This window comes from Nonomuraea sp. CA-143628 (assembly GCF_050942315.1).
GTDB lineage: Bacteria > Actinomycetota > Actinomycetes > Streptosporangiales > Streptosporangiaceae > Nonomuraea.
Genome location: NZ_CP192072.1, coordinates 1820212 through 1832337 on the forward strand (window position 1 = coordinate 1820212; position 12126 = coordinate 1832337).

General features: G+C 68.9%; 11 protein-coding genes. 6 read left to right on the forward strand and 5 right to left on the reverse strand.

Annotated features, from left to right (window positions below; translation table 11 throughout):
* The first annotated feature begins 2 nt into the window (after window positions 1-2).
* The 5 genes from ACQP2T_RS08505 (at window position 3) to ACQP2T_RS08525 (ending at window position 5549) form a co-directional block, all read left to right on the forward strand.
* Complete coding sequence (locus tag ACQP2T_RS08505; RefSeq protein ID WP_363989665.1) at window positions 3-632, forward strand: hypothetical protein; 630 nt, start codon at window positions 3-5, stop codon at window positions 630-632.
* Window positions 629-1729 carry an NlpC/P60 family protein gene (locus ACQP2T_RS08510; protein ID WP_433515631.1) on the forward strand — a complete coding sequence of 367 codons (1101 nt, stop codon included), beginning with the start codon at window positions 629-631 and terminating at the stop codon, window positions 1727-1729. Before ACQP2T_RS08505 ends, ACQP2T_RS08510 begins: the two co-directional genes overlap by 4 nt.
* Before the next feature lie 43 nt (window positions 1730-1772).
* Window positions 1773-2165: a (deoxy)nucleoside triphosphate pyrophosphohydrolase gene (locus ACQP2T_RS08515; RefSeq protein ID WP_433515632.1), complete on the forward strand. Its 393-nt coding sequence runs from the start codon at window positions 1773-1775 to the stop codon at window positions 2163-2165.
* Window positions 2166-2229: 64 nt separating this feature from the next.
* A complete protein-coding gene (locus ACQP2T_RS08520) occupies window positions 2230-4158 on the forward strand; it encodes a hypothetical protein (protein WP_433515633.1) in 1929 nt (642 codons plus the stop codon).
* A gap of 74 nt (window positions 4159-4232) precedes the next feature.
* Window positions 4233-5549, forward strand: a complete 1317-nt coding sequence (locus tag ACQP2T_RS08525) for a hypothetical protein (RefSeq protein WP_433515634.1) — start codon at window positions 4233-4235, stop codon at window positions 5547-5549.
* Window positions 5550-5582: 33 nt separating this feature from the next.
* Here ACQP2T_RS08525 and ACQP2T_RS08530 read toward each other — a convergent pair whose 3' ends face one another.
* Entirely contained in the window at window positions 5583-6401 is an 819-nt protein-coding gene (locus tag ACQP2T_RS08530) for an oxidoreductase (protein ID WP_433515635.1), read from the reverse strand.
* Between the two features lie 152 nt (window positions 6402-6553).
* On the opposite strand from ACQP2T_RS08530, the gene ACQP2T_RS08535 reads away from it, so the two are divergent.
* Window positions 6554-7783, forward strand: a complete 1230-nt coding sequence (locus ACQP2T_RS08535; RefSeq protein WP_433515636.1) for an RNA-guided endonuclease InsQ/TnpB family protein — start codon at window positions 6554-6556, stop codon at window positions 7781-7783.
* A gap of 7 nt (window positions 7784-7790) precedes the next feature.
* Here ACQP2T_RS08535 and ACQP2T_RS08540 read toward each other — a convergent pair whose 3' ends face one another.
* From ACQP2T_RS08540 to ACQP2T_RS08555, 4 genes are all read right to left on the reverse strand, one after another.
* Window positions 7791-8480 (reverse strand): TetR/AcrR family transcriptional regulator, encoded by a 690-nt coding sequence (locus ACQP2T_RS08540; protein WP_433515637.1) that lies wholly within the window; start codon window positions 8478-8480, stop codon window positions 7791-7793.
* Between the two features lie 109 nt (window positions 8481-8589).
* Window positions 8590-9342, reverse strand: coding sequence for a succinate dehydrogenase/fumarate reductase iron-sulfur subunit (locus ACQP2T_RS08545; protein WP_433515638.1), 753 nt, complete (start codon window positions 9340-9342; stop codon window positions 8590-8592).
* Window positions 9339-11228, reverse strand: coding sequence for a fumarate reductase/succinate dehydrogenase flavoprotein subunit (locus ACQP2T_RS08550; protein ID WP_433515639.1), 1890 nt, complete (start codon window positions 11226-11228; stop codon window positions 9339-9341). The genes ACQP2T_RS08545 and ACQP2T_RS08550 overlap by 4 nt, the downstream gene beginning before the upstream one ends.
* Before the next feature lie 25 nt (window positions 11229-11253).
* The gene (locus ACQP2T_RS08555) at window positions 11254-12039 is read right to left on the reverse strand and encodes a hypothetical protein (RefSeq protein WP_225300741.1); all 786 of its coding nucleotides are present in this window, start codon (window positions 12037-12039) and stop codon (window positions 11254-11256) included.
* Window positions 12040-12126 lie beyond the last annotated feature (87 nt).

The following is a 12126-nucleotide window of genomic DNA, read 5'->3' on the forward strand; positions in this document are numbered from 1 at the left end:
TCATGGCGCAGCCAGGTGACAGGCGGGGCGTCGCCTTCGCCGCCATCGTGGTGGTCATCGCCGCCGTCGGCATCTACCTGACGATGTGGCCGGACTCCGGCGAACCGGACGCGGGACAGGCGCCCGCCGGCCACACCACGACCGTCTCACCGGCCGCGCCGAGCAAGCCGCTGGCCACCGCCAGCGGCAAGCCGTTCGACATCTACTCCTACCTGCCGATGACCAAAGAGCAGCTCGCCGCGGCGTCCGACCTGGCCGAGCGGTTCACCGCCGCGTACGGAACGTTCCGCTACGACGAGGAGCCCTCGGCCTATGTGGACCGGGTCAAGGTGTTCACCACGGCCGAGTTCGGCAACGTGCTCGCCAGGACGCGCACCTCGCCCGGCACCGTCGAGCGCGACCGCGCCGACGAACTCGTGGCGGCGGGGACGGCCAAGATGAAGGAGATCAGGCAGGTCGAGAAGTCGTCCGTCATCTTCGTGGTGACCGGCACGCAGCAGATCACCGCCAAGAGCGGCAACAAGCAGGTCGTGGACGACTACGCGGTCACAGTGAGTCAGATGGGCGCCGACTGGCGGGTCTTCGACCTGCAACCCGCCGATGCCGGCCAGGACGGAGACACCCAGGGGTGAACACCTCCCGCGCTCACGTCGCCCTGGCGGTCGGGGCCGCCGGTGTGCTGCTCCTCGCCGTCATCATCATGTCGCCGATGCTCATGACCTCGATCCCGTCCTTCCTCGGCAGCGGAAGCACCGCCCGTACCGACTGCGTCAACGGCGACACACCCGTACAGGAAGTGTCCGACACCGGCGCCTCCGACATCCCGGCCGACTACCTGGAGCTCTACAAGAAGTTCGGCACGAAGATCGGCGTCCAGTGGAACATCCTGGCCGCCGTCGGCAAGCGCGAGACCGACCACGGCCGCTCGAACATGGCGGGCGTCAAGAGCGGCACCAACTACGCGGGCGCGGCCGGGCCGATGCAGTTCCTGATCGGCACGTGGGGCGGCAAGGCGCGGATCGCGATGTCGTCGAAGTTCAACGGGTACGCCTCCGACGGCGACGGTGACGGCGTGGGCGACATCTACAACCCCGCCGACGCGATCATGGGCGCCGCGAAGATGCTCAAGCGCAACGGCGCACCGGAGAAGGTACGCCAGGCGCTGTTCATCTACAACCGCGCCTGGTGGTACGTCGACCAGGTCGAACAGATCGCCAAGAACTACGCCAAGTCCGGTGACGTCGAGGTGCCGCCGCAGGCCGACGAGGCCTGTGACGATCCGCTGGTCGAGGCCGCGCCGAGTGACGTGGTGGCCAAGATCCTGGAGTTCGCGCTGGCCCAGCGCGGCAAGCCGTACCTGTGGGGCGGGACCGGGCCCGACGCCTTCGACTGCTCGGGCATCATCTACGCCGCCTACCGGGCGGCCGGGCTGTCGATCCCGCGGACCACGTTCGGGCAGTGGCCGTTCGGCGTGAAGATCCCGCAGGGTGACGAACAGGCGGGCGACCTGGTGTTCTTCAACGCCGGGCCGGGCACCGGGCCGAACAACCCCGGGCACGTCGGGATGATCGTGTCGAAGGGCAAGATGGTGGAGGCCCGCTGCACGCTGTGCGGGCCGATCAAGGTGACGACGTATCAAGCGCGCGGCAATATTATGGGTTTCACCCGTCCGTTACAGAACCCCGACGTGCTCGAACAGCTCAAGAAGCTGCAGAATGCCGCACTATGACAGTCGATCGTGGTGACGGCATGAGGGTGGTCGTGGTGGCGGTATGACGGTGATCGTGGTGGCGGCGGTGATCGTCTCGTCGGATGGGCACATACTCGCCGCGCAGCGGGCCGAGCCGCCCGCCCTCGCCGGCGGGTGGGAGTTCCCGGGCGGCAAGGTGGATCCCGGCGAGAGCGAGATCGAAGCGCTGATCCGGGAGTGCCGCGAGGAGCTCGGCGTGACCGTGTCGGTCGGCGCGCGGGTGGGCGGCGACTGGCCGCTGTCCGAGGGGTACGTCATGCGGGCCTGGCTCGCCTCCCTGGCCTCGGGCGTGCCGGAGGCCAAGGAGCATCTGGCCCTGCGGTGGCTCGGGCCTGGCGAGTATTACGACGTGGCCTGGCTCGGGGCGGATCTGCCGCTCATGGAAGCCGTGGAAGATCTGCTCCGACAGGGTTAACCATCTCCCCTGGGTGACATAACGATTACTGAGCGTAATGTCACGCGGCCTGGGGGGAGGCGACGTGGTCAGACATGGCTGGATCGTGGCGGGGGCACTGGCCTTCGCGGGGGCGTCGGTTTTGGCGGGCATCCAGTGCGAGCCCGTGGCGGCCGAGGTCTTCAGGGCCGCTGGCGGGGCTGGGATCGCGCTGGTCTTCGAGCGGCTGGGCGATGCCGGCGGGATCGGGCGATGGGTACGTACGGGGGATGCGCTGCGGTTTCGGGTGAGCCTGGAGGGGATGGGGCGCGACGCCCGGCTCGCGGTGGCGACCAGCCCGGCGAACGCGCTGACGTCGATGACGTGCCCGAGCTTGCCCGCCGGAGGGTTGTTGGACGCGGGGCCGGGAATCGTGGGCGGGCCAGGGGATCAGGCGGTTGAGGGGCGAGCGGTCCCGGGTGGGCAGGCAGCCTCGGGTGGGCTGCTGGTTCCAGGCGGGCAGGCCGTTCCGGGTGGGCAGGCAGCCCCGGGCGGTGCTCTGGCGGCTCGGACCGCCGCGCTGAACGCCCTGGCAGCTGGAGAGGCGGCTGACGGACAGGCGTCGGTGGGTGGGCGACCGGTCGCCGGGGCGGCGACGTCGCGAGGCGTCCTGGCGTCCGGGCCATCGCCGGTGCTCGCCGCGTCGCTGAGGACCGCGCTGGTGCCGACCGCGCCGGCGGTCAGCGCTTCGGGTGTGATGGCGCGGGGCGTGAGCGCGTCGGGTGTGGCGGCGCAGGGAGTAACGGCGCAAGATGTGGCGGCGCAGGGCGTGAGCGAGCTGGATGCGACCGCGCCGGGTGTGATCGCGCCCGGCGGGACGCGCCCAGGGGCCGGAGTCGCGGCAGGCGGGGTGGCTCCGAATGTGGTCCCCGTGGCGCGGGTGTGTGCGTTGGGTGATGCGGCGGGGGATCGGTTCGTGGACGTGCTGCTCACCGTGCCGCCCGGGCCGAAGGAGGTCGTGCTCACGGCGGCGGCTCGGGCGCGTGACACGGCGAGTGGTGGTGTCGCGACCGTCGTCGGCTCGACCACGACCTCTGTCAAGGCCCCAGTGAGCGCGCCTGTCAGGCCGGGCGGCGGGCCGACGACACCTGCCGCGACCCTGCCGAAGGGGACGAAGATACCCATCCAGACGCTCTCGCCAGGGACGAAGGCATCCGCCCAGAAGCCCTTGAAGGGGGCGAAGTCATCTGCCCAGACTCTGCCGCAGGAGACGCGCGGAGAGGGGGCGGTGCGAGGAGAGTCCGCCGATGACAGCACGGGGACGTTCGTCGAGATCCCACGTGGTGACGTCACGCTGAGCGGCCGAGCGGTGCGCGTCCAACGCGGCGCCGAGGACGTTCGCTCGAACGGGACGGGCGCGAAGGACGTTCGCTCGAACGGGGCGGGCGCCAAGGACGCTCGCCCGGACGGGACGGCGGTCGCCGGAAGGGCGCGCCCTGGAAACGGGCATACCGCGAAGTCCCATCTGCGGATGGTCTCCGCCGGTCATGCGCACGCGTCCAGCCCCGTACCGAACGGGACGGCCGCCCAGGTCCCGGCGCCTGAGCTGCGGCGCGAGCCCGCACTGACCCTGCCCCAGGTCCTCCCTCCGCCGACGTCGGGACTTGGCATCCCGGGAGTCGGCGGAACGTCAGGAATCACTGGCGGCACGCCGAGGGTCGGGGCTCCAGAAGTGAGCACCCCACAAGCTCCACAAGCCCTACAAGCCCCACAAGGCGGCACTCCCGGACTTGGTGCTCCGGGTTTCGGTGCCGGTGCGGGAACCGGGTGGGGGGCCATGACATCGGCCGAAGAAGTTGGGCCGCCGTTGCCATTCGCCATTACCGGTAACCGCTTTCAACCGGCCGAGCGGGTGAATCCCCTGGCAGGCGTACGCGGACTGCCGTGGGTCGCGAGCGGGATCGCGGTGCTGCTCGGCGCGCTGTGGCTGGTCGCCAGGGCACAACGGGCGCGATTGCGACGAAAGGTGTTGTAATTCCGTCTTTACTGTTACTTTTACCCGGCTAGGATTCCCTTGACCATGGTTTCGGGATTGCGCGGAGGGCACAGGTGGCACGTACGCGAGTGACGGCCGTGTCCGCACTGATCCTGGCTTTAGGGCTGACGGGTGCCGGTGCGGTTCCCTTCGTCCTCCAGAGCGCCAGCGCCTCCGCGGTCGCCTACGACCCCGCCGTCGAGCCCTGTGAAGCGGGCGAGGTGTGCGACACCACGCCGGAGACCACCGTCACGGTCACCACGACGATGGGCACCCCCACTCCGGACCCGGAGACGACGATCACCAAGACCGTCACCGCGCCCACGAAGACGACGACCAAGACGAGCACCCCGAAGCACTCGAAGACGCCGAGCTCGACTCCCAGCACGCCCAAGACCACGCCCTCGCAGATGCAGCCGTTGCCGTCGCAGAGCGTGGAGGTGCCGTCCACGACCGCCACCTCGTCCACGCCCGAGCCCACGGACTCGGGCGTCATCCTGCCCAGCGTGGCGCCCATCGAGACGCCTTCGACGACGCCGTCGCCGAGTTTGACGGAGAGCTCGACGGAGGAGTCGGTCCCGCTCGAACTGCGTAACGCGGCCCCCGAGTACGACCAGCGGACGCTGACGCAGCAGCTCAGCATCCCGGCGCTCGTGCTGGTGCTGCTGGTGCTGTTCGCGGTGCTCATCTTCGAGGGGCGGCTGCGCCGGATGGCCCACGCGGCGGCCGTACGCAAGGCGGGCCCGCAGGGTGGCCCGGGTCAGCCCGGCTTCCCGGGAGCCCCTGGTGGACCGGGAGGCTATCCGGCGGGCCCCGGTTATGCCACTGCCGGTTTCGCTGCGCCCGGTTATCCGGGCGGTACGGCGTACGCGCCGATCATCAGCTTTGTCCCCGTACAGACCTATCCGGGGGGACAAGTCCAGTACGGCGCGGTCTATCAGGACCCGAACATGTACGGCCAGTCCGCGCAGCCGCCCATGGCGGCGAGCGAGCCCGTGGTGCTGCATCCGGACGAGTTCGACACGTTCAGCCAGGAGCCGGCCAAGTCCGACTTCGATGCCTTCAGCCGTCCCGAGCCCCAGGGGGAGTCGTACCGGGCCCCGTTCGAGGCTCTGGTCCCGGCTGAGCAGCCGCCTGGGGACATCCCGCCCGGTGGTGCCGGTCCGTACGAAGACTCGCCTGAGCGCCCGCTGGGCGCCGCCTCGGCCGCCGAGACCGGCGACGCCGAGCCGTGGCAGAGCATCGGTCAGCCTGGCGCCGAAGGGCCTGGCGCCGGAGGGCCTACGCTCGAAGGGCCCACGCCCACCCTCGAAGGGCCGTCCGCCGATGTGACCGCCATCCAGCCGCTGCCCCCGCAGAAGCCCAAGCGCCGCTGGGGACGTCGCTCGTAACGCTTTCAGGCGGCCAGGAGCGTTGCCGCCGCGTCACGTACGGGTGACGAGTTTGTCGAAGGCGCGGTCCGAGAGCACCCGGTGGATTCTCAGCAGGAGCTTGCCCATGTAGCCGACGGCGTACCGCGGCTTGGGGGCCGTGGCGTCGATGGCCGTGCGAATGGTCTGGGCGACCACCGAGGGGTCCGAGGCCTTGTTCTTCCCGGCGAAGGCGGCTTCCGCGCGGTCGGCCATCGCGTTCGCGACGGAGGCGTAGGCGCCTTTGCCGGAGATCTCCCTCAGGTCGTGGGGCGTGCTCGACTCGAATTCCGTCTTGATGAGGCCGGGCTGGACGACCACCACCTTGATGCCGAAGCGGCCGACCTCCTGGCGCAGGGTGTCGGAATAGCCTTCCAGGGCGTGCTTCGAGGCGTGGTACCAGGCGCCGAGCGGGAGGGAGATCACCCCGGCGATCGAGGAGACGTTGACGATCGTGCCGGAGCGGCGCTCGCGCATCCCTGGCAGGACCAGTTGGATCAGCCGGGCGGGCCCGAACATGTTGACCTCGAACTGGTGGCGCGCGGTGTCGAGCGGCACGTCCTCGGCGGCCCCGTACACGCCGACGCCGGCGTTGTTCACCAGCACGTCGATGCGCTGCTGCTCGGCGAGGACGGTGTCGACGACGCGTCGCAGGTCCTCCTCCTTGGTGACGTCCATCGCGAGGGTGTGGCCGCCGGCCTCGCGGATGTCCTCCATCCGGTCGACGCGCCGGGCCACGCCGTACACCGTGTGGCCGGCACGCAGCAGTTCGAGTGCGGTGGCGCGGCCGATGCCGGCCGAAGCGCCTGTGACGAGGCAGATCTTGGCTGCCATGGAACGACCTTTCATCTGAATTGTGGTGCGGAGACTCGGTCCTTCAGGGCCGGGAGGAAGTGCCAGCCCTCCTTTCGAAAACAGTATGGAAAGACTCGGTCACGTTCGGTAATGTGTGCGGTGGGTGAGGCCGCTGTGACAGGAGGTGCACGATGGCGATCCGCCGCTCCACCACCAAATGCACCGGCCTGCCCACGATCGTGCAACTGCGGCTCATGCCGGTCCCGGTCCAGGCTGAGTCGCTGGCGGCGGCGGTGCTGTTGTGCAATCAGGCGGCCACCGTCGTCTCCCGCCTGGCCTGGCAGCACCGCGTCTTCGCGGTGGTGGAGTTGCACCGGCTGGCCTACTACGAGGTGCGCGCGCAGCTGGCCGGGCTCGGTGCGCAAGCGGCCGTACGGGCGATCGCCCGCGTCGCCGGCGCCTACGCCAACCGGCGCGCCACCAAGAAACGCGCCCACATCTTCCGCCCCCATGGCGCTGTCCCCTACGACGCCCGGCTGATGAGCTTCAACCGCGACGCCCGCACCGTGTCGCTGTGGACGCCCACCGGCCGCGTCACCGTCCCCTACACCGGCCGGCCAGAAGACCTCAAGGCCGTGGATGCGCTGCCGCTCGGGGAGGCCGACCTGATCTGCCGGCGCGGCATGCGGCTGCTGCAGGTCTCCCTTACCCTGCCCAAGCCAGCGGTGCGCGAGCCGGTCGGTGGCTTCGTGGGGGTGGATCAGGGGGTGGCGAACCTGGCGGTCACCTCCGACCGGGTGGTGCTGCCCGGCCCGGCACTGTCGGGGCCGGTCGGTGGCAACGGACACGTGCGCACCCTGCGGGAGCGGCGGCATCGCCAACGGCGTCGGTTGCAGAAGAAGGGCACGTCGGCGGCGCGGCGGGTGCTGCGCCGCCTGTCCGGGCGTGAGCATCGGATGATGACCGACCTCAACCACCAAATCTCGAAGTTCGTGGTGCGTGAAGCCGAACGCACCGGCCGCGGTGTCGCTCTGGAGGACCTTCAGGGTATCCGCGATCGGGTAAGGGCTCATCGGTTCCAGCGGCGCACCCTGCACACCTGGGCCTTCGCCCAGCAGATCACCTTCACCCGCTACAAAGCCGCCCGCGCCGGAATCGCCTTCCTGCTGGTCGACCCCGCCTACACCTCGCAGGCGTGTCCGGAGTGCGGGTGTGTGGCCAGGGCGAATCGGTCGGCGCGGGGCCGGTTCGTCTGCAAAGGGTGCGGCCTCGCTGGGCACGCCGACCACATCGCGGCCCGCAACATCGCCGCACGCGGCGCTGCGGGCTGGGCTGTTATCAACCAGCCACACGCTACCGGCCTCCCTTCACCCAGACGGGACCGTGAGAGCAAACCCCCAGCTTCAGCTGGTGGTAGTTGATCAGGGGTTACGCGGCGTAGAGCCACTCCCGGTAGGGCGGTATCAGGGCTTCCGAGGCGGCGATGATCTCCGCGGCGGCGGCCGCGATCACCTGTGCGTCCGGCCGCTCGGCCGGCTCGTACGCGTGCCGGACGATGTGCGCGAGCACCCTGGCCTTGGCCTCGGGATCCGGCTCGTCGGGCACCGTGATCACGGTGCCGAGGAGGTAGAAACTCGCCTGCGTCGCGGTCAGGCCGTAGATCAGGTGCTCGACGTCGTCGCGGAGCAGGCCGTGACGGATCAGCACCTCGTGGAAGCGCGCGGTGGCGAGCAGTTCGTGGCTGCGCGTCGCGCTGTCGGCCATCCTGCCTTGGAGAAGCGGCAGGTCGCCGGTGAGGAGCGTCCGCAGCATCGGCCGGCGGCAGCTCACCAGGAACAGCGTGCTGAGCATGCGGTGGGGTAGCACCACGGCCGGGTCGCGGCGCAACTCCGTCAGCAGCGTCTCGACGTAGATGATGGCCTCGCGCACGAACAGGGCCTCGAAGAGCTGTTGTTTGGTACGCCAGTGCAGGTAGACGGTGCCCTTGCCGATGCCGGCCCGCTGGGCGATGTCGTCGATCGTCACCTTGCGAACGCCGAGGCGCACGGTCAGCTCGGCCGCCGCGTCGAGGATCCGGTCGGCGCGGTCGGCCGCCTCGCTCGGTCTTCCCAGCGCCATCGTGCGACCTCCATCTGACTTGTTGACCAGCTTAGCAAAAGAAGTCATAAAGTCACACCGGCGCATGAAAAGGCCGGTGAGGGAAGCCCTCACCGGCCTTTTTCCAGTACTACTTGGCGCGCTTGAAGATCTTGTTGCCCAGCCACACGATCGGGTCGTACTTGCGATCGGCCACGCGCTCCTTCATCGGGATGAGCGCGTTGTCAGTGATCTTGATGTGCTCGGGGCAGACCTCGGTGCAGCACTTGGTGATGTTGCAGTAGCCCAGCCCGTGCTCCTCCTGGGCTGATTCCTGCCGGTCCGCCACGTCGTACGGGTGCATGTCGAGCTCCGCGATGCGCATGAGGAAGCGCGGCCCGGCGAAGGCGGGCTTGTTCTCCTCGTGGTCGCGGATGACATGGCAGATGTTGTTGCACATGAAGCATTCGATGCACTTGCGGAACTCCTGGGACCGCTCGACATCGACCTGCTGCATCCGGTATTCGCCCGGCCTCACATCCGATGGCGGAGTGAACGACGGGATTTCTCGTGCTTTTTCGTAGTTGAACGAGACGTCGGTGACGAGGTCCTTGATGACGGGGAACGTACGCATCGGCGTGACGGTGATCGTCTCGTCCTCGGTGAAGGTGGACATCCGCGTCATGCAGCCCAGCCGGGGCTTGCCGTTGATCTCCATCGAGCAGGAGCCGCACTTGCCGGCCTTGCAGTTCCAGCGGACCGCCAGGTCCGGCGCCTGCGTGGCCTGCAAACGGTGGATGATGTCGAGGACGACCTCGCCCTCGTTCACCTCGACGGTGAAGTCCTCGAGCTTGCCCTCACCGCCCTCACCGCGCCATACCTTGAACTTTGCCTTGTAGCTCATGACTTTGCGATCCCGTCGAACTCGGTCATCTCTTCGTCGGTGAGGTATTTCGCCAGCTCGTCCCGGTCGAACAGCTTGATCAGGTGGTCGGCCATCGTAGGCTGCACCTTCTCCTCGACCGAGACGGACGAGCCGTCCTCCGTCGAGCAGACGAGCAGCTTGCGGCGCCACGCCGGGTTCATGCCGGGGAAGTCGTCGCGGGTGTGCCCGCCGCGGCTCTCCTCGCGCAGCAGCGCGGCCCGCGCCACGCACTCCGAGACCAGGACCATGTTGCGCAGGTCGATCGCGAGGTGCCAGCCGGGGTTGTAGATCCGCGAGCCGGCCGCGCCGACCAGCTGCACCCGCTCCTTGAGCTTCTCCACGGCCTCCAGGGCCTCGGAGACCTCTTCGGCCTTGCGGATGATGCCGACGAGCTCGTTCATCGTCCGCTGGAGCTCGTGGTGCACCTCGTAGGGGTTCTCGCCGGAGCGGCCCAGCGGGGCCAGGGCCTCGGCGTGCGCCTCCTCGACGAGTTCCTGGGACACCTGGGGCCTGGCGGGCAGGCCGTCGATGTACGCGGCCGCTCCGGCGCCCGCTCGGCGGCCGAAGACCAGCAGGTCGGACAGCGAGTTGCCGCCCAGGCGGTTGGAGCCGTGCATGCCGCCCGAGACCTCGCCCGCGGCGAAGAGCCCCGGCACGGCCGCCGCGCCGGTGTCGGCGTCGACCTCGACGCCGCCCATGATGTAGTGGCAGGTCGGGCCCACCTGCATGGGCTCGGCGGTGATGTCGACGTCGGCCAGCTCCTTGAACTGGTGGTGCATCGACGGCAATCGCCGCTTGATCTCCTCGGCCGGGAGCCGGCTGGACACGTCGAGGAAGACGCCGCCCTGGGGAGAGCCGCGGCCCGCCTTGACCTCGGAGTTGATCGCCCGAGCCACCTCGTCACGCGGCAGCAGCTCCGGAGGGCGGCGGTTGTTGGCCTGGTCGGTGTACCAGCGGTCGCCCTCCTCCTCGCTGGTGGCGTACTTGTCCTTGAACACCTCAGGGATGTAGTTGAACATGAAGCGCTCGCCGTCGGAGTTGCGCAGCACACCGCCGTCGCCGCGGACCGACTCGGTGACGAGGATGCCGCGTACGGACGGCGGCCAGACCATCCCCGTGGGGTGGAACTGGATGAACTCCATGTTGATCAGCTTCGCGCCGGCCAGCAGGGCCAGGGCGTGGCCGTCACCGGTGTACTCCCAGGAGTTGGAGGTGACCACGTAGGACTTGCCGATGCCGCCGGTCGCAAGCACGACGGCGGGCGCATCAAAGACCACGAAATTTCCGGACTCGCGCCAGTAGCCGAAGCCACCCGAGATGCGGTCGCCGTCCTTGAGCAGGCGCGTGACCGTACATTCGGCGAAGACCTTGATGTAGGCCTCGTGATCGCCGTGCGTCTCGAAGTCCTCCTGCTGCAGCGCGACGACGCGCTGCTGCAGCGTGCGGATCAGCTCCAGCCCGGTGCGGTCGCCGACGTGGGCCAGCCGGGGGTACTCGTGCCCGCCGAAGTTACGCTGGCTGATCTTGCCGTCCTTGGTGCGGTCGAACAGCGCGCCCCAGGCCTCCAGCTCCCAGACCCGGTCGGGGGCCTCCTTGGCGTGGAGTTCGGCCATCCGCCAGTTGTTCAGGAACTTGCCGCCCCGCATGGTGTCACGGAAGTGCACCATCCAGTTGTCGTCTGAGTTGACGTTGCCCATCGCGGCGGCCGCGCCGCCCTCGGCCATGACCGTGTGGGCCTTGCCGAACAGCGACTTGCAGACGATCGCCGTCCGCTTGCCCTGCTGGCGGGCCTCGATGGCGGCCCGCAGTCCGGCGCCGCCCGCGCCGATGACGACGACGTCGTATTCGTGACGCTCGATGTCCACAGAAATTGTCCTAACAGAAAGGGCCTTAAGCGAACGGGAAGGCGATGATGCCCTTGGCGACCAGGCGGACATAGAGGTCGGCGCCCATGACGGAGAACATCGAGGCCCACGCGAGTGGCTGGTGCTTGGCGTTGAGCTTGGAGACGAACGTCCAGGCCCGGTAGCGAAGCGGGTGCCGGGAGAAGTGGTTGAGTCGGCCCGCGGTGATGTGCCGGCACGAGTGGCACGACAGCGTGTAGGCGACGATCAGGACGGCGTTGGCGATCAGGATCCACGAGCCCAGGCCCAGCGGCTTGTGGACGACCGCGAGGATCGCGTCGTAGCTCAGGATCGCGCCGATGACGATGGCCGCGTAGAAGAAGTACCGGTGGATGTTCTGCATGATCAGCGGGAAGCGCGTCTCACCGCTGTACTTGCCGTGCGGCTCCTGAACGGCGCACGCGGGCGGCGACAGCCAGAAGGACCGGTAGTAGGACTTCCGGTAGTAGTAGCAGGTCAGCCGGAACCCGCCGGGCAGGCCGAGGATCAGCAGACCAGGCGGCAGTGTGTACCAGTCACCGATCGGCGCCCAGCCGAACAGCCGCGCGCCCTCGGCACACGAGGTCGTCAGACACGGCGACGAGAACGGGGCGATGTACGGGTCAAGGTAGTAGCTGCCGTCGAAGATCGCCCACACGCCGTAGACGAGGAAGGCACTGAGTGCCAGGAAGGTCAGCAGCGGGGCCAGCCACCATCTGTCGGTGCGCAGCGTGCGCACCTTTATCTGCGCACGCTGCCTTCTGACAGGAGCATCGGGCGTCGTTTGGGTCATCGCGGACCTCTCCACCTCCCGCGGACCCTGCTCGCAGGGAATCCGGGTCGTTCGCTTGACGCGTGCACGGCGGGGCATGGCCTCCGC